14 protein-coding genes are annotated in these 17,203 nt (G+C 62.2%); 6 read left to right on the forward strand and 8 right to left on the reverse strand.

The genetic code is table 11. The annotated features are described in order from the left end of the window. The 5 genes from ACP7EG_RS22155 to aceE all read right to left on the reverse strand — a co-directional run. Positions 1-398, reverse strand: a 398-nt coding sequence (locus tag ACP7EG_RS22155; protein ID WP_426089312.1) for a transposase, incomplete at its 3' end; no start/stop codon positions are given. Positions 399-481: 83 nt separating this feature from the next. Then, a complete protein-coding gene (locus ACP7EG_RS22160; protein WP_261980892.1) occupies positions 482-610 on the reverse strand; it encodes a hypothetical protein in 129 nt (42 codons plus the stop codon). A 145-nt stretch (positions 611-755) separates the two neighbouring features. After that, entirely contained in the window at positions 756-2,537 is a 1,782-nt protein-coding gene (lpdA, locus tag ACP7EG_RS22165) for a dihydrolipoyl dehydrogenase (RefSeq protein WP_426089313.1), read from the reverse strand. Positions 2,538-2,547: 10 nt separating this feature from the next. Beyond that, the gene (gene aceF / locus ACP7EG_RS22170) at positions 2,548-4,212 is read right to left on the reverse strand and encodes a dihydrolipoyllysine-residue acetyltransferase (RefSeq protein WP_426089314.1); all 1,665 of its coding nucleotides are present in this window, start codon (positions 4,210-4,212) and stop codon (positions 2,548-2,550) included. Positions 4,213-4,306: 94 nt separating this feature from the next. Next, positions 4,307-7,003, reverse strand: coding sequence for a pyruvate dehydrogenase (acetyl-transferring), homodimeric type (gene aceE / locus ACP7EG_RS22175; protein ID WP_141170503.1), 2,697 nt, complete (start codon positions 7,001-7,003; stop codon positions 4,307-4,309). A 460-nt stretch (positions 7,004-7,463) separates the two neighbouring features. Between aceE and folD the strand changes: the two genes are divergently transcribed. The 5 genes from folD (at position 7,464) to ACP7EG_RS22200 (ending at position 12,665) form a co-directional block, all read left to right on the forward strand. Beyond that, positions 7,464-8,309 carry a bifunctional methylenetetrahydrofolate dehydrogenase/methenyltetrahydrofolate cyclohydrolase FolD gene (folD, locus tag ACP7EG_RS22180; RefSeq protein ID WP_141170504.1) on the forward strand — a complete coding sequence of 282 codons (846 nt, stop codon included), beginning with the start codon at positions 7,464-7,466 and terminating at the stop codon, positions 8,307-8,309. A gap of 48 nt (positions 8,310-8,357) precedes the next feature. Beyond that, the gene (locus tag ACP7EG_RS22185) at positions 8,358-10,427 is read left to right on the forward strand and encodes a M3 family metallopeptidase (RefSeq protein ID WP_426089315.1); all 2,070 of its coding nucleotides are present in this window, start codon (positions 8,358-8,360) and stop codon (positions 10,425-10,427) included. A 5-nt stretch (positions 10,428-10,432) separates the two neighbouring features. After that, positions 10,433-10,870, forward strand: coding sequence for a DNA polymerase III subunit chi (locus ACP7EG_RS22190; RefSeq protein ID WP_426089316.1), 438 nt, complete (start codon positions 10,433-10,435; stop codon positions 10,868-10,870). After that, positions 10,867-11,238 carry a hypothetical protein gene (locus ACP7EG_RS22195; protein ID WP_426089317.1) on the forward strand — a complete coding sequence of 124 codons (372 nt, stop codon included), beginning with the start codon at positions 10,867-10,869 and terminating at the stop codon, positions 11,236-11,238. Before ACP7EG_RS22190 ends, ACP7EG_RS22195 begins: the two co-directional genes overlap by 4 nt. A 284-nt stretch (positions 11,239-11,522) precedes the next feature. Beyond that, positions 11,523-12,665, forward strand: a complete 1,143-nt coding sequence (locus ACP7EG_RS22200; RefSeq protein ID WP_426089318.1) for a branched-chain amino acid ABC transporter substrate-binding protein — start codon at positions 11,523-11,525, stop codon at positions 12,663-12,665. On the opposite strand, the gene ACP7EG_RS22205 is transcribed toward ACP7EG_RS22200, so the two are convergent. Then, the gene (locus ACP7EG_RS22205; RefSeq protein WP_426089319.1) at positions 12,658-13,560 is read right to left on the reverse strand and encodes a LysR family transcriptional regulator; all 903 of its coding nucleotides are present in this window, start codon (positions 13,558-13,560) and stop codon (positions 12,658-12,660) included. The genes ACP7EG_RS22200 and ACP7EG_RS22205 overlap by 8 nt on opposite strands. 91 nt (positions 13,561-13,651) lie before the next feature. Here ACP7EG_RS22205 and ACP7EG_RS22210 point away from each other — a divergent pair, with 91 nt between their 5' ends. After that, positions 13,652-14,650: an NAD-dependent epimerase/dehydratase family protein gene (locus ACP7EG_RS22210; protein WP_426089320.1), complete on the forward strand. Its 999-nt coding sequence runs from the start codon at positions 13,652-13,654 to the stop codon at positions 14,648-14,650. A gap of 21 nt (positions 14,651-14,671) precedes the next feature. On the opposite strand, the gene ACP7EG_RS22215 is transcribed toward ACP7EG_RS22210, so the two are convergent. Then, a complete protein-coding gene (locus tag ACP7EG_RS22215; RefSeq protein WP_071075742.1) occupies positions 14,672-14,983 on the reverse strand; it encodes a c-type cytochrome in 312 nt (103 codons plus the stop codon). A gap of 223 nt (positions 14,984-15,206) precedes the next feature. Continuing rightward, a complete protein-coding gene (ilvD, locus tag ACP7EG_RS22220) occupies positions 15,207-17,078 on the reverse strand; it encodes a dihydroxy-acid dehydratase (protein ID WP_426089321.1) in 1,872 nt (623 codons plus the stop codon). Between the last annotated feature and the right edge of the window lie 125 nt (positions 17,079-17,203).

The raw sequence follows: 17,203 nt of genomic DNA on the forward strand, positions 1-17,203 counted from the left end.
TCCGGAAGGGATTCGGACGGCTCTGTAGGTGGTAGTAAGGGCATTTGCTTGGGCTTTCCACGTTTGCGTGGAATCAGGGCTTCTAGACCACCGCTATGATAGCAGCGCTCCCAATGACTGATGATGCCGCGATTGCGGATATTGAATACCGCAGCGACCTGCCAGCAAGACAAATCAGCGGCCCACATATGCTGCAACACAGAGAGCTTGAACTCTGCACTGTAATGGCTGAACTTTTTTACCAGGCCGTCAATGCCATGCGCTGCATGCAATTTAATCCACAATCTCACGGTTGAATGATGAAGATTGTGCTTGTCGGCAATCTGTTTATACCCCACCGAACCGGACAAATATTGCTGGATAATGCTGAGCTTAAATTGCTCACTGTACTTCGACATGAAAAACCCCAAAAGTTGGTGTCCAACTTTTGGGGTTCAGTTCAAACATGTCCCGGTTTCTTGTACTGAAAGTTAACTCTTTATCAGCGCTTGCGCGGTGGCGGCAAGTCCGTGCACACGCCTTCGTACACTTCAGCGGCCATCCCGATCGACTCGCCCAGCGTCGGGTGCGGGTGGATGGTCTTGCCGATGTCGGTGCCGTCGCAGCCCATTTCGATGGCCAGCGCGATTTCACCGCCTCATCGCTCACCTGTCGCCCGCATGCGTGCCGACGATGGTGCTGCCGATGAGGGGTTTAATCGTAGTTGGATAATAAAAAACCCCGCAATCACTTGCGGGGTTTTTATCGTTACAACATCAGCGCTTGCGCGGTGGCGGCAAGTCCGTGCACACGCCTTCGTACACTTCAGCGGCCATCCCGATCGACTCACCCAGCGTCGGGTGCGGGTGGATGGTCTTGCCGATGTCGGTGCCGTCGCAGCCCATTTCGATGGCCAGCGCGATCTCACCGATCATGTCGCCCGCATGCGTGCCGACGATGGTGCCGCCGATGATGCGGTGCGTTTCCGCATCGAACAGCAGCTTGGTGAAGCCCTCGGCGCGGCCGTTGGCCACGGCGCGGCCCGAGGCGGCCCACGGGAAGTGGCCCTTCTCGACCTTGATGCCCTTGGCTTTCGCTTCGTCTTCCGTGATGCCGGCCCATGCCACTTCCGGGTCCGTGTAGGCGACCGACGGAATCACCTTGACGTCGAAGTGCGACTTCTGGCCGGCGGCAGCTTCCGCTGCCACGTGGGCTTCATGCACGGCCTTGTGCGCCAGCATCGGCTGGCCGACCAAATCGCCGATGGCGAAGATGTTCGGCACGTTGGTGCGCATCTGGCTGTCGACTTCGATGAAGCCGCGGTCGGTGACGTTCACGCCGGCCTTGTCGGCAGCGATCTTCTTGCCGTTCGGGCTGCGGCCCACGGCGACCAGCACCAGGTCGTAGACTTGCGGCGCCGGCGCCGTGGCGCCCGCTTCGGCCGCTTCGAACGTGACCTTGATGCCTTCCGGCAGCGCTTCCACCGCGACCGTCTTGGTCTTGGTCATGATGTTGTCGAAGCGTTTTTCATTGAACTTCTGCCACACCTTGACCGCATCGCGGTCCGCGCCCTGCATCAGGCCATCCATCATTTCGACCACGTCGATGCGCGCACCGAACGTGGAATAGACGGTCGCCATTTCCAGGCCGATGATGCCGCCGCCGATGACCAGCATGCGTTTCGGGATCTGGCGCAATTCCAGCGCGCCCGTCGAATCGACAATGCGCGGGTCTTCCGGCACGAAGGGCAGTTTCACCACGGACGAACCGGCGGCGATGATGGCTTGCTTGAACTGCACGACTTTTTTCGAGCCGTCGCCTGCCGTCACTTCGATGTGGTTCGCGCTGAGGAACTGGCCCACGCCCGTCACCACTTGCGTCTTGCGCGCCTTGGCCATGCCAGCCAGGCCGCCCGTCATGTTCGAGATCACGCCTTCCTTGTACTTGCGTACCTGGTCGATGTCGATCGTCGGCTTGGCAAACGTCACGCCCGTGTTCGACATGTGCGCCGTTTCATCGATGACGGAGGCAACGTGCAGCAGCGCCTTCGACGGGATGCAGCCCACGTTCAGGCACACGCCGCCCAGCGTGGCGTAGCGCTCGACGATGACGGTGCTCAGGCCCAGGTCGGCCGCGCGGAACGCCGCCGAATAACCGCCGGGACCGCCACCCAGCACCATCATGTCGATATCGATGTCGACCTGGCCGCTGTAACTGCCGGCCGGGATGGCGGCGACAGGCGCTGCTGCCGGAGCCGGAGCCGCAGCAGGTGCTGCCGCTGGCGCAGGAGCAGCCGCTGGTGCGGCAGCCGCCGCGCCTTCAGTCGCTTCCAGCACCAGCAAGGCGCTGCCCTCGGCGATCTTGTCGCCGACCTTGACCTTGATTTCCTTGACCACGCCCGCGTGGGTCGATGGAATCTCCATGCTGGCCTTGTCCGATTCGACCGTGATCAGCGACTGGTCCACCTTGATGGTGTCGCCTACCTTGACCATCAGTTCGATGACTTCGACTTCCTTGAAGTCGCCGATATTCGGTACTTTTACCTCTACTGTGCTCATCAATCGCTCCTTACAGCAGAATTTTGCGCATGTCGGCCAGGACTTCGCCGAGGTACACGGAGAATCGCGCGCCCATCGCGCCATCGACCACGCGGTGGTCGTAGGACAGCGAGGTGCCCATCATCAAACGTGGCTGGAAGGCCTTGCCATCCCATACCGGCTTGATCGAGGCTTTCGACAGACCCAGAATCGCCACTTCCGGCGCATTCACGATAGGGGTGAAGTGCGTGCCACCGATGCCGCCCAGGGACGAAATCGTGAAGCTGGCGCCCTGCATGTCGGCCGGTTTCAGCTTGCCTTCGCGCGCCTGCAAGGAGAGTTCCGTCATTTCACGGGCGATCTGCGAGACCGACTTCTGGTCCGCGCCCTTGATCACGGGCACTACCAGGCCGTTCGGCGTGTCGGCCGCGAAGCCGATGTTGTAGTACTGCTTGAGGATCAGGTTTTCGCCCTTGGCGTCGAGCGAGGCGTTAAACGCGGGGAATTTCTTCAGCGCGGCCACGGAGGCCTTGATGACGAAGGCCAGCATGGTCAGCTTGGCCGCATCCTTGTTCTTCGCATTGGCGGCGTTGGTGTCGACGCGGAACGCTTCCAGGTCCGTCACATCTGCTTCGTCGAACTGCGTGACGTGCGGGATCATGACCCAGTTGCGGTGCAAATTCGGACCCGAGATTTTCTTGATGCGCGACAGCGGCAGCAGTTCGGTCGTGCCGAACTTGCTGAAGTCCAGCGACGGCCATGGCAGCAAGTCCAGGCCCACGCCGGAACCGGCCTTGGCGACCGGCGCACTGGCAGCACCTGGTGCGGCAACAGCGCCCGACATCACGCCCTTGACGAAGTTCTGCACGTCTTCCTGGGTGATGCGGCCCTTCGGACCGGAACCGCCCACGCTGACCAGGTCCACGCCCAGTTCGCGTGCGAACTTGCGGATCGATGGCGACGCGTGCGCCAGCTTGCCGTTGACGGCAGGCGCGGCGGCAGGCGCCGGGGTAGCGGCGACCGGCGCCGATGCGACGGCAGCGGCTGGTGCAGCGGCAGCTTGCGCTGGCATAGCGACTGGGGCAGCAGCGGCAGGAGCGGCAGCGGCGCCGGTCGTTTCCACCACCAGTACCAGACTACCCTTGGCGACCTTGTCGCCGACCTTGACCTTCAATTCCTTGACGATACCGGCGTGGCTCGATGGAATTTCCATGCTGGCCTTGTCCGATTCGACCGTCAGCAGCGACTGCTCGACGGCGATCGTGTCGCCGACCTTGACCATCAGTTCGATGACTTCGACTTCCTTGAAGTCGCCGATATCGGGCACGGTCACTTCGACCAGACCGCCGGCGGCTGGCGCAGGGGCGGCAGCAGGAGTGGCGGCAGCGGCGGCTTCAGCAACTGGCGCGGCTGCCGGTGCAGGCGCAGCGGCGGCGGGTGCCGGAGCGGACGCGTCGTCCGCCACTTCCAGCAGCAGCACCAGCGAACCTTCGGCGATCTTGTCGCCCACGTTGACTTTCAATTCCTTGACGACACCGGCGTGGCTCGATGGAATTTCCATGCTGGCCTTGTCCGATTCGACCGTGATCAGGGACTGGTCAACCTTGACCGTATCGCCCGGCTTGACCATCAGTTCAATGATCTCGACTTCCTTGAAATCGCCGATATCCGGGACTTTGACTTCCACAATGCTCATAGCTTGCTCCGTTATTTTATTTGTCAGATGGACCCGTACACACGCCAGGGCGGCGCTTTCGCACCGCCCTGGCATCATCGGGTCCGCACAACGATTACTGGGTCACCGGATTCGGTTTGTTCGCGTCGATGCCGTACTTGGCGATCGCCTGCTCCACCACCGACACGTCGATCTTGCCTTCGTCAGCCAGCGATTTGAGCGCGGCCACGGTGACATAATAACGGTTCACTTCGAAGAACTCGCGCAGCTTGGCGCGGCTGTCCGAGCGGCCAAAGCCATCGGTGCCCAACACTTTGTAGGTGCGGCCCTTCGGCATGAAGGCGCGGATCTGTTCTGCAAACGCGCGCATGTAGTCGGTCGTGGCGACGATCGGGCCGTCCGTGTCCTGCATCAGCGACGTCACGTAAGGCACGCGCTGCTGTTTCGACGGGTTGACCATGTTCCAGCGTTCCGCATCCTGGCCATCGCGGGCCACCAGGGTCAGCGACGGCGCCGACCACACGTCGGCAGCCACGCCCCAGTCGTTTTGCAACAACTCGGCGGCGAAGATCGATTCGCGCAGGATGGTGCCGCAACCGATCAGTTGTACGCGCAGCTTGGCGTCAGCCTGGCCTTCCTGCAGCTTGTACATGCCTTTCAGGATGCCTTCTTCCTGGCCTGGCTTGATGCCTGGCTGGGCGTAGTTCTCGTTCATGATCGTGATGTAGTAGAACACATCTTCCTGGTTGGCGATCATGCGGCGCAAGCCGTCCTGGATGATGACGGCGACTTCATGGCTGAAGGTCGGATCGTACGGCATGCAGGTCGGGATGGTCGCGGCGAAGATATGGCTGTGGCCATCTTCGTGCTGCAAGCCTTCGCCGTTCAAGGTCGTACGGCCGGCCGTGCCGCCCATCAGGAAGCCACGGGCGCGCATGTCGGCCGAAGCCCATACCTGGTCGCCGATGCGCTGGAAGCCGAACATCGAGTAGAAGGTGTAGAACGGGATCATGATGCGGTCGTTGGTCGAATACGACGTCGCAGCGGCGATCCACGAGCTCATGCCGCCCGCTTCGTTGATGCCCTCTTGCAGGATCTGGCCAGCCTTGTCTTCGCGGTAGTACATGACCTGATCTTTGTCGACCGGCTCGTACAACTGGCCTTTCGGGTTGTAGATGCCGATCTGGCGGAACAGGCCTTCCATGCCGAAGGTACGCGATTCATCGACCAGGATAGGCACCACGCGCTGGCCCAGGTTCGGGTCTTTCAGCAGGGTCGAGATGACGCGCACGAACGCTTGCGTGGTCGAAATTTCACGGCCTTCTGGCGTGGCTTCGAGCACGTTCTTGAAGGCGTCCAGGCCAGGCACGGGCAGGGTTTCTTCCGACTTCTGGCGGCGCTGCGGCAGGTAGCCACCCAGGGCCTTGCGGCGCTCGTGCAGGTAGACCATTTCCGGCGCGTCGTCGGCTGGCTTGAAGAACGGGATGTCGGCCAGCTTGTCGTCAGGGATAGGCAGCGAGAAGCGGTCGCGCATTTCGCGAATCGCTTCGTCGTCGAGTTTTTTCGTCTGGTGCGCCGTGTTGCGCGCTTCGCCGGACTTGCCCATGCCGTAGCCCTTGATGGTTTTCACCAGCAGGACGGTTGGCTGGCCCTTGTGTTCCTGGGCGATCTTGAAGGCCGCGTAGATCTTGTGCGGATCGTGACCGCCACGGGTCAGGCGCCAGATGTCGTCGTCCGTCATGTTGGCAACCATTTCCAGCAGCTTCGGATGCTTGCCGAAGAAGTGCTTGCGCACGTAGGCGCCGTCCTTGGCCTTGTAGTTCTGGTATTCGCCGTCGACGGTTTCCATCATGACGCGCTGCAGAATGCCTTCCTTGTCTTGCGCCAGCAGGGCATCCCAGCCCGGACCCCAGATGACCTTGACGACGTTCCAGCCGGCGCCACGGAATTCGCCTTCGAGTTCCTGGATGATCTTGGTATTGCCGCGCACAGGGCCGTCCAGGCGCTGCAGGTTGCAGTTGACCACGATGACCAGGTTGTCGAGCATGTCGCGTGCGGCCAGGCCGATCGCGCCCAAGGACTCTGGCTCGTCCATCTCGCCATCGCCGCAGAAGGCCCAGATCTTGCGGTTGTCGGTCTTGGCGATGCCGCGTGCGTGCAGGTACTTCAGGAAGCGCGCCTGGTAGATCGCCATGTGTGGGCCCAGGCCCATCGACACGGTCGGGAACTGCCAGAAATCCGGCATCAATTTAGGATGCGGGTACGAGGACAGGCCCTTGCCGTCGACTTCCTTGCGGAAGTTCAGCATTTGCTCTTCGGAGAGGCGGCCTTCGAGGAAGGCGCGCGCGTAGACGCCGGGCGAGGAGTGACCCTGGATGTACAGCAGGTCGCCGCCGTGGTCGGCCGTTGGTGCGTGCCAGAAGTGGTTGAAACCGATGCCCAGCATGTTCGCCAGCGAAGCGAACGAGGACAAGTGGCCACCCAGGTCGCCGTCGGCGCGGTTGGCCTTGACCACCATGGCCATGGCGTTCCAGCGCATCCACGAGCGCAGGCGCTCTTCGTATTCCAGGTTGCCTGGGCAGTGTGCTTCTTGCTTGGTGGGGATGGTATTGACGTAGGCGGTGGTGCTGGAGAACGGGATCTGGGCGCCACGGCGGCGGGCCAGGTCGACCATGCGCTCCATCAGGTAATGCGCGCGTTCCGGACCTTCATTTTCCAGAACGGCTTCGAGCGCGTCCAGCCACTCCTTGGTTTCCTGCATATCCGGGTCGGTGCCGATCTGTGTCGTTACCTGGTTCAGTTGAGCTGACATCTGTTGAGTCTCCTTTGTGAACGCCCCACCCCGATTTTCCGGATCGCTGTCGGACGGTATTTCGCTGATTATTTACTATTAAGTCGGTTTAGTGTGGGGATTCTAACAGCGTATTTACTATTTTTCAAATTACGATATAGCATTTCATATTATGAAATTACCCTATGAAATTTATGCTGCAGTGCCGCAAATTCTGCCCGGAAATTAGGATGAGCATAGTGGCAAAAGGAATCAACACCTCAGTCGTCCGCACAGGCATACCGGGCCAAGCGGGCCTGAAAAATGTCGAGGGCTAGGCGCGGCGACGCAGACAGTACGCCAGTACGGCAAGGAGCTGCAACGCCGCCATCGGCATTTTCTCAGGCCCGCGTCTCTGGCCCGCTGTTGTTACGCCAAAACCGCCCCTTTGCGCCGCCCGGCTTTATAATCTGTCCTTTCCCTCCCACACAGCCTCCCTACCATGCCAGCACAACTGATCGACGGAATCGCCCTCTCCCAAAAACTGCGCAGCGAGATCGCCACGCGCGCCGCCGCCCTCACGGCCAAGGGCACCCAGCCCGGCCTGGCCGTGATACTCGTCGGCGAAGACCCGGCCAGCCAGGTGTACGTCCGCAACAAGGTCAAGGCGTGCGGCGACGTGGGTTTCCACTCGGTGCTGGAAAAATATGAAGCGGACCTGTCCGAAGCGGACTTGCTGGCACGCATCGCCAGCCTGAACGCGGACCCCGCCATCCACGGCATTCTCGTGCAAATGCCCTTGCCCAAGCACATCAACCCGCACAAGGTCATCGAAGCGATCTCCACGACGAAAGATGTGGATGGCTATTCCGTCCTGAGCGCCGGCGAACTGATGACGGGCTTGCCCGGCTTCCGTCCGTGCACGCCGTATGGTTGCATGAAATTGATCGAAAGCACGGGCGTCGACCTGCGCGGCAAGCACGCCGTCGTCATCGGCCGCAGCAACACCGTCGGCAAACCGATGGCCCTGCTGCTCTTGCAAGCGAACGCTACCGTCACCATCTGCCATAGTGCGACCCCGGACCTGGGCCTGTACACGCGCCAGGCGGACGTGGTCGTGGCCGCCGTCGGCCGCCGCAACACCCTGACGGCCGACATGGTCAAGCCGGGTGCCATCGTCATCGACGTGGGCATGAACCGCGACGATGACGGCAAGCTGTGCGGTGACGTGGATTTTGCCGGCGTGAAAGAAGTCGCCTCGCACATCACGCCCGTGCCTGGCGGCGTGGGCCCGATGACGATCACCATGTTGCTCATGAACACGGTCGAGGCCGCCGAGCGCATCTAAAGAATCACCCCGGGGCGGCGTTGCCGCCTTATTAATATGGAACCGACGATGAATACCAATCCCCTGCTTGATTTTTCCGGACTGCCACGCTTCGACGCGATCACGCACGAGCATGTCACGCCTGCCATCGATACCCTCTTGGCCCAGGCGCGCGCCACGGTGGCGCAGCTGGAAGCGCCCATGGAAGAAGTGAGCTGGGACAACCTCGTCGTGCCCCAGGACCAGATTGCCGAAACCCTGGGCCGCGCCTGGAGCATCGTCAACCATCTCAATAGCGTGATCGATACGCCGGAATTGCGCGCCGCCTACAATGCCAACCAGCCCAAGGTGACGGAATTCTGGACCGAGCTGGACCAGAATGAAATCCTCTTCGGCAAATACAAGCAATTGCAGGCCCGCGCCGATTTCGCCAGCCTGTCGCCAGCGCGCCGGCGCATCGTCGAGAATGCCGTGCGCGACTTCCGCCTGGGCGGCGCCGAGTTGCCCAAGGACAAGAAAGAACGCTTCAGCGCCATCCAGGAAGAACACGCGGCCGTCTCGACGCGTTTTTCCGAAAACGTGCTCGACGCCACGAATGACTACAAGTTGCTGGTCGACAATGAAGCCGATCTCGCCGGGCTGCCCGACGACGTGAAGGCCGCCGCGCGCGCCGCCGCCGAAAAAGCCGGCAAGCAAGGCTATGAATTCTCACTGCACTTCCCGTCCTATTACCCGATCCTGCAATTTGCCGACAACCGCGCACTGCGCGCAACCATCTACCGCGCCAACGCCACCAAGGCGTCGGACCAGGGCGACGTCTTCAGCAAAAAAGAGGACTGGGACAACACGCACAACATCGTCACCTTGTTGCGGCTGCGCAACGAAGAAGCACAACTGCTGGGCTACGCCAATTTCGCCGAAGTGTCGCTGGTTTCCAAGATGGCCACCTCGCCCGCGCAAGTCATCGCTTTCCTGCAAGACCTGGCCAAACGCGCGCGCCCGTTCGCCGAAAAGGACCTGGCCGAACTGCAACAATTCGCCCGCGAAGAACTGGGCATAGACGAGCTGCAGGCGTGGGACGTGCCGTACGCTTCCGAAAAGCTGCAGGAACGCCGCTACGCGTTCTCAGCCCAGGAAGTGAAGCAATATTTCCCTGAACACAAGGTGATCGATGGCTTGTTCCGCCAGATCCAGAACCTGTTCACGGTCGAGATCAAACTCGATACGGCGCCCGTCTGGCACCCTGACGTGCGTTTTTACCGCATCGAGCGCGACGGCCAGCTGGTCGGCCAGTTCTACCTGGACCTGTATGCGCGCGCGGGAAAAAGCGATGGCGCCTGGATGGACGACGCGCGCGGCCGCCGTGCCGATGCGCAGCACGTGCAAACGCCGATCGCCTACCTGACCTGCAATTTCACGGAACCGGCCGTGCTCGACGGCCAGGTTCAGCCAGCACTGTTTACGCACGACGAAGTGATCACCCTGTTCCACGAATTCGGCCACGGCTTGCACCATATGCTGACGGTGGTCGACGAGCTGGGCGTGTCGGGCATTGCCGGCGTCGAATGGGATGCCGTGGAACTGCCATCGCAATTCATGGAAAACTTCTGCTGGGAATGGGAAGTGCTCGAACACATGACCGCGCATGCCGTTACCGGCGAGCCGCTGCCGCGCGCGCTGTATGACAAGATGCTGGCGGCCAAGAATTTCCAGTCCGGCTTGCAAACCCTGCGCCAGGTGGAATTTTCCTTGCTCGACATGCATTTGCACTATGACTACGATGCCAGCACGGGCCAGAGCGTGCAGCAGCTGATCGACGGCGTGCGCGCCAAGTTCGCGCTGATCATCCCGCCCCCGTTCAACCGCTTCCAGAATTCCTTCGGGCATATCTTCTCCGGCGGCTACGCGGCCGGCTACTACAGCTACAAGTGGGCCGAGGTGCTGTCCGCCGACGCCTATGCGGCGTTTGAAGAAGCCCGCGCGCTGGGACCGGCCGCCACCACGGCGGCGGGCAAGCGCTACCTGCAAGAAATCCTGTCCGTCGGCGGCTCGCGCCCGGCGCTGGAATCGTTCACGGCCTTCCGCGGCCGCGAACCGTCGATCGACGCCCTGCTGCGCCATAGCGGCATGGCCGCCTGAGCGCCATGAGCCGCGTCGATTTTCACAGCAACGTGCCCGACAAGCTGGCCTACGCCTGCCGCCTGGCGCGCAAGGCGTATATGGCTGGCAACAAGGTCGTCGTGCTGGCGGCCGACAGCGCCCAGCTCGATGCCTTGAACAGCGCCATGTGGACCATTTCCGCCACGGATTTCCTGCCGCACGTGCTGGCCGGCGATCCGCTGGCGGCGCAAACGCCCATCATCCTGACCGATGACGCGGCGGCGGAGCTGCCGCACCACGACATCCTCGTCAACCTGTCGCAGTTGCCGCCCGCCAATTACGCGCAATTCCAGCGCGTCTTTGAAATCGTCTCCATGGATGCGCAAGATGCGCAGGCGGGCCGCCAGCGTTTCCTGCACTACCGCCAGCAAGACGTGCAGCTGACGCACTTCGTGGCGGGTAACTCAGTGGACAAACAATGAGCCAACAGCCATTCGACCAGGGCATTCCCCTGCTGACGGAGGTGCTGCTGGGGCCGGAGGTGGCGGCCGCCATCCCAGTCGAGCCTGCTATCGAGGCAACGCCGGCGTTGCCGCCAGCGGTGGCACAACCCGACTGGGACGCCATCGAACAGCGGCTGACGCAGCGCATCCTGCACCAGGTGCAGGGCAAGATCGACCATCTGCTGGAAGAGCGCATCGCCCACGTCCTGCAGACGGCCCTGCAAAACGCCCTGATCGGCATGCGCGGCGCATTGCGCGCAGACTTGCAGCAATCGCTGGAACAGATCGTGGCGCATGCGGTCAGCCATGAATTAGGACATCTCCATCCTCCCGCGCAGACGCTGTAACCCTGAGCATGCTGCGCAATGTCGGGTTACGCGCTGCGCGCTAACCCGACCTACCCAACCTACCCAACCTACCCTATTCTTTCCTCCAACGCCATTCTTTGGTGCGCTCGCGCCTGCGAAACCGGTGCATCGCGCCTCAGTTTGGTGATTGTGACGACAAAATGCAAAAAGCCCCAAATGCGGCTTTGCGCCGCCTGTTTTTTGTTGTACCTTTCTTCACACGTACCGCCATTCGAAGCGGTTTCACGAGACGCCGCCGTATCTTTATCCATTGGAGAATGTTTATGCTGCTCAAGACCAAAGTCCTTCCTCTCGCCCTCGCCCTCGCTTTTGCCGGCCATGCGGGCGCGCAGGAAATCATCAAGATAGGCCATGTCGCCCCGGTCTCTGGCGCCAGCTCCCACCTGGGCAAGGATAACGAGAACGCGGCCAAGATGGCCATCGAGGATTTGAACGCCAAAGGCTTCAAGATCGACGGCAAAGCCGTGAAATTCGTGCTGGTGCCCGAAGATGACGCGGCCGATCCCAAACAGGGCACGGCCGTGGCGCAAAAGCTGGTCGATGCCAAGGTCAACGGCGTCGTCGGCCACCTGAACTCGGGCACGACGATTCCCGCCTCGCGCATTTACTTCAATGCCGGCATTCCGCAGATTTCGCCGGCCGCCACCAACCCGACGTACACGCAGCAGAAATTCAACACAGCCTTCCGCGTGGTGGCCAATGACAACAAGCTGGGCGGAACGCTGGGCGCGTATGCCGTGGGCAAGCTGCAGGCGAAGAAAATCGCCGTCATCGATGACCGCACGGCTTACGGCCAAGGCGTGGCGGAACAGTTCGTCAAGGGCGCCAAGAAGGCGGCGCCAGGCGTGCAAATCGTCGGCAAGGAATTTACGAATGCCAACGCGACCGACTTCAATGCCATCCTGACCAGCATCAAATCGAAAAATCCCGACCTGATCTTCTTCGGCGGCATGGATTCCGTGGGCGGCCCCATGCTGCGCCAGATGAAGGCACTGGGCATCAAGGCCAAGTTCATGGGTGGCGATGGCTTGTGCACGGAACCGCTGGGCAAGCTGGCAGGCGACGCCGTGGGCGAAGATATGGTCACCTGCGCGGAAGCGGGCGGCGTGACGGGCGCACAGCAAAAAGGCATGGACGATTTCCGCGCCCGCTACAAGCAGAAATACAATATGGAAGTGCAGCTGTACGCGCCGTATGTGTACGATGCCGTGATGACCATGGCCACCGCCATGGCCGACGCGAAATCGTCGAAACCGTCCGTCTACCTGCCATTCCTGGCCAAGGTGCACTACCAGGGTGTGACGGGCCCGATCTCGTTCGATGCCAACGGCGACATCAAGGATGGCGCGCTGACTTTGTTCACCTATCGGGATGGCAAGAAAACCAAGATGGAAGTCATCAAATAAGCGGCTGTTCAGCCACGTAAGCGAGTAAACCTTCGGCCAGCGCGTCGAAGATGGCGCGGCAGCGCAGGCTGCCGCGCAAGTCTGCATGCATGGTGACCCAGGTTTCCATCGGTAGCGCAAACGCTTGCGGCAACACGCGCCGCAGGGCCGGGTCGCGCGCCGCCAGCCCCGCCTGGCACACGCCGATGCCGGCGCCCGCGCGTATCAGGGCCAGTTGCGCCAGGTCGCTGTCGCTGCGCCAGGCAAAGTTTTCCCGCGCAAAACCCTCAAAGGCGGCGCCCGCGTTGCGCACGAAGGGACTCGCCTCGTCGTAGCCGATGACGGCGTGTTGCGCCAGATCCGACAATCCGGCCGGCGTGCCATGGCGCGCCAGGTAATCCGCGTGCGCATGCAGGCCCAGTTCGATATCGCCCACCTTGCGCGCCACCAGCTGTTCCTGACGCGGACGCAGCATGCGCACGGCAATGTCCGCCTCGCGGCGCAGCAAATCCTGCACTTTGTTGCTCAATACCAGTTCGATGGTCAAGCCGGGATGGCGTTCGCGCAGGCGGGCCAATATCGTCGGCAGCACTTCCACGCCCACCACTTCGCTGGCCGCGATGCGCACGACGCCGGCCACGCCCTGCCCCTGGCTGCTGGCGGCGCGCTGCATCAGGGCGGCCGTGTGCTCCATGGTTTCCGCATGGGGCCGCAGCGCCAGCGCCACTTGCGTAGGCAGCAAGCCCTGCTGGGACCGCGTAAACAGGGTCGCACCCAGCTCCTTTTCCAGAGCGGCGATGTGCCGGCCGACGGTGGGCTGCGTGATGCCCAGCGCGCGGGCCGCGCCAGACAGTGAGCCGTGCTTCAGCACGGCCAGCAGCGAACGGTAGTATTCCCAGGCAATGGCGGTAGTCATACATAAATGTATAGCCTCTGCTCGATGTTCGTCAATTCCCAATGAGCCTTGCGCGGCAGATACTGGCGCCATCAACCACACGGAGGACAATATGGACAAAACAGTATTGGTACTGGGCGCCACGGGCGGCATCGGCGGCGAGATGCTGCGCCAGCTCCTGGCGGCGGGCTGGCAGGTACGCGCCTTGACGCGGGGAGAAACGCAGCCGGAGCATGGCGACCGTGTTGCATGGCTGCGCGGTGATGCGCTGTCGCGCGCGGATGTGCTGGCGGCCGCCAAAGGCTGCGCCGTCATCGTGCACGCCGTCAACCCGCCCGGCTACCGCCACTGGGGCCGGCTGGTGCTGCCCATGCTCGACAACACCATCGCTGCGGCCATCGCTGAGGGCGCCACCATCGTGCTGCCCGGCACCGTCTACAACTTTGGCCCCGACGCGTTTCCCGTGCTGGCAGAAGACGCGCCGCAGCACCCGCAGACGCGCAAAGGCGCCATCCGCGTGGAACTGGAAGCGCGGCTGGAACGGGCCAGCACGCAGGGCGCCAAGGTCATCATCGTGCGCGCGGGCGACTTCTTCGGCCCCCGCGCCGGCAATAACTGGTTTTCGCAGGGCCTCGTCAAGCCTGGCCAGAGCGTGCGCAGCGTGCTGTATCCGGGCGCGCCCGGCGTGGGCCACCAGTGGTCCTACCTGCCCGACGTGGCGCGCACCATGCTGCAATTGCTGGCCATGCGCGCCACCTTGCCCGCGTTTGCGCGCTTTCACATGGCCGGCCACTGGGACCACGACGGCCGGCAAATGACGGGGGCGATTGCCCGCGTGGTGAAACAGGCCACGGGAACCACGCCCGCCATCCGGCGCTTTCCATGGTGGCTGGTGGCGCTGGCGTCGCCGTTCGTGGCGACCCTGCGCGAAATGCGCGAGATGCGCTATCTGTGGCAAACGCCCTTGCGCATGGAGAATGCGCGCTTGCTGGCCGTGCTGGGCCAGGAGCCGCATACGCCGCTCGACGAGGCGGTGCGAACGACATTGGAAGGCCTGGGCAATTTAGATGCAGCAGGCAAAAAAAATGCGCCGGGATTGCCGGCGCGCTAATTGCAGGTACTGCGGCACAGATTATTTCTGTGCCAGTACCCATTTAACCAGGGTATGGGCTTCCGCATCGCTCACTTGCGGATTGGCTGGCATCGGGATCGCGCCCCAGGTGCCGGAACCGCCCTTCATGACTTTCGCCACGAGCTTGGCTTCCGCGTCTTTTTGACCGGCATATTTGGCCGCCACGTCTTTATACGCAGGACCCACCAGTTTCGTGCTCACCGCGTGGCAAGCCATGCAGTTTTTTGCTTTCGCCAGGTCCGGATTGGCCAACGCTGCTTGCGATGCCAGAGCCGATACGGTCAATACACTCACCAACATAAAACGTTTCATTGTCTTTTCTCCAAAGTTACTTCCTGCGGCATTTTACTGTGTTTCCGCAGATGCACCACGAGCCCAGATCAAGCGTTTCAATGTAGTAACGCAATGTAGTAGCGATTAGGCACTCATATTCTGCCCCATCTGCGCACGCATGACCATGTTGTTTGTAAGGCGATGTAACGCCAGGCGGCCCCGCGCGGTCAAACGGGGCCGGCCGTCGCACTTATACAACAAATCAGCGTTTCTGCTTTTTCAGCTGCGACAGGTCACGCACGGCGCCGCGGTCGGCCGACGTCGTCAGCGCCGCATACGCCTGCAGCGCCTGCGACACGTAGCGCTCGCGCTTGACGGGCAGCCAGGCATCGTCGCCCTTCGCTTCCATGGCGGCGCGGCGCGCGGCCAGCTCGGCATCCGTCACGCGCAGGTTGATGCTGCGCTCGGGGATGTCGATGTCGATGAAGTCGCCCTCTTCCACCAGGCCGATGGCGCCGCCTTCGGCCGCTTCCGGCGAAGCATGGCCGATCACCAGGCCCGAGGAGCCGCCCGAGAAGCGCCCGTCCGTGAACAGCGCGCACGCCTTGCCCAGGCCCTTGGATTTGATGTACGAGGTCGGATACAGCATTTCCTGCATGCCGGGGCCGCCTTTCGGGCCTTCGTAGCGGATGATGACGACGTCGCCCTCATGCACGGTATCGGCCAAAATTGCTTCAACAGCGGTATCCTGGCTTTCGAACACGCGCGCCTTGCCCGAGAATTTCAAAATGCTTTCATCCACGCCGGCCGTCTTGACGATGCAGCCCTTTTCGGCCAGGTTGCCGTACAAGACGGCCAGGCCGCCATCCTGCGAGTACGCGTGGGCCTTGTCGCGGATGCAGCCGGTGGCACGGTCCATGTCGACGGCAGCAAAACGCTCCGACTGCGAAAACGCCGTCTGCGTCGGCACGCCGCCCGGCGCGGCGCGGAACAGTTCATGCACGGCCGGATTGTCCGTGCACATGATGTCGTTTTGCGCGATGGCGTCGGCCAGGGTCGGCGCGTGGATGGTCGGTAAAGTGGTGTTGAGCAGGCCGGCGCGTGCCAGTTCGCCCAGAATCCCCACGATGCCGCCCGCGCGGTGCACGTCTTCGATATGGTATTTGTCCGTCATCGGCGCGACCTTGCACAGGCACGGTACCTTGCGCGAGATGCGGTCGATGTCGGCCATCGTGAATTCCACTTCCGCCTCGTGCGCGGCGGCCAGCAAGTGCAGCACGGTGTTGGTCGAGCCGCCCATGGAGACGTCGAGCGCCATGGCGTTTTCGAAGGCCGCCTTGGTGGCGATCGAGCGTGGCAGCACCGAGTAGTCATCCTGCTCGTAGTGGCGCTTGGCCAGTTCGACGATCAGACGACCCGCGCGCAGGAACAGTTGCTGGCGGTCCGAGTGCGTGGCCAGGATCGTGCCGTTGCCGGGCAGGGCCAGGCCCAGCGCCTCGGTCAGGCAGTTCATCGAGTTGGCCGTAAACATGCCGGAGCAGGAACCGCAGGTCGGGCAGGCCGAACGTTCGATTTCCGCCACGTCGGCGTCGGACACGCTGCTGTCGCCCGCCTTGATCATGGCGTCGACCAGATCGAGCTTGATGATCTTCTGCGTGCCGTTGACCACCTTGACGACCTTGCCCGCTTCCATCGGCCCGCCGGAAATAAACACGACGGGGATGTTGATGCGCATGGCGGCCATCAGCATGCCCGGCGTGATCTTGTCGCAGTTCGAGATGCACACCATGGCGTCGGCGCAGTGGGCGTTGACCATGTATTCGACGGAGTCGGCGATCAGGTCGCGCGAGGGCAGCGAATACAGCATGCCGCCGTGGCCCATGGCGATGCCGTCATCGACGGCGATGGTATTGAATTCCTTGGCCACGCCGCCGGCCGCCTCGATTTCGCGCGCCACCATCTGACCCAGGTCTTTCAGGTGCACGTGACCGGGCACGAACTGGGTAAACGAGTTGACGACGGCGATGATCGGCTTGTCGAAGTCGCCATCCTTCATGCCGGTGGCGCGCCACAGGGCGCGGGCGCCAGCCATGTTGCGGCCGTGGGTGGTGGTGCGGGAGCGGTATTGCGGCATGATGGGGTCCTTCCAAGGATGATTGATGCCTGACTGCGCGGATTTTCAACAAAACCCTGCATGCAGTGGGGGTACGTCAGATTGCCTTGTGCGCGCCCCACTGTCAAATATATGATGCACATGTC

It is taken from the genome of Janthinobacterium sp. PSPC1-1, from assembly GCF_049897625.1.
In the GTDB taxonomy this organism is placed as follows: domain Bacteria; phylum Pseudomonadota; class Gammaproteobacteria; order Burkholderiales; family Burkholderiaceae_D; genus Janthinobacterium; species Janthinobacterium tructae.

Bases quoted from the DNA above. Each gene is read 5' to 3' on its own strand.
- ACP7EG_RS22160 (WP_261980892.1), bottom strand. From the start codon at position 610: ATGGGCTGCGACGGCACCGACATCGGCAAGACCATCCACCCGCACCCG.
- lpdA (WP_426089313.1), bottom strand. From the start codon at position 2,537: ATGAGCACAGTAGAGGTAAAAGTACCGAATATCGGCGACTTCAAGGAA.
- aceF (WP_426089314.1), bottom strand. From the start codon at position 4,212: ATGAGCATTGTGGAAGTCAAAGTCCCGGATATCGGCGATTTCAAGGAA.
- aceE (WP_141170503.1), bottom strand. From the start codon at position 7,003: ATGTCAGCTCAACTGAACCAGGTAACGACACAGATCGGCACCGACCCG.
- folD (WP_141170504.1), top strand. From the start codon at position 7,464: ATGCCAGCACAACTGATCGACGGAATCGCCCTCTCCCAAAAACTGCGC.
- ACP7EG_RS22185 (WP_426089315.1), top strand. From the start codon at position 8,358: ATGAATACCAATCCCCTGCTTGATTTTTCCGGACTGCCACGCTTCGAC.
- ACP7EG_RS22190 (WP_426089316.1), top strand. From the start codon at position 10,433: ATGAGCCGCGTCGATTTTCACAGCAACGTGCCCGACAAGCTGGCCTAC.
- ACP7EG_RS22195 (WP_426089317.1), top strand. From the start codon at position 10,867: ATGAGCCAACAGCCATTCGACCAGGGCATTCCCCTGCTGACGGAGGTG.
- ACP7EG_RS22200 (WP_426089318.1), top strand. From the start codon at position 11,523: ATGCTGCTCAAGACCAAAGTCCTTCCTCTCGCCCTCGCCCTCGCTTTT.
- ACP7EG_RS22205 (WP_426089319.1), bottom strand. From the start codon at position 13,560: ATGACTACCGCCATTGCCTGGGAATACTACCGTTCGCTGCTGGCCGTG.
- ACP7EG_RS22210 (WP_426089320.1), top strand. From the start codon at position 13,652: ATGGACAAAACAGTATTGGTACTGGGCGCCACGGGCGGCATCGGCGGC.
- ACP7EG_RS22215 (WP_071075742.1), bottom strand. From the start codon at position 14,983: ATGAAACGTTTTATGTTGGTGAGTGTATTGACCGTATCGGCTCTGGCA.
- ilvD (WP_426089321.1), bottom strand. From the start codon at position 17,078: ATGCCGCAATACCGCTCCCGCACCACCACCCACGGCCGCAACATGGCT.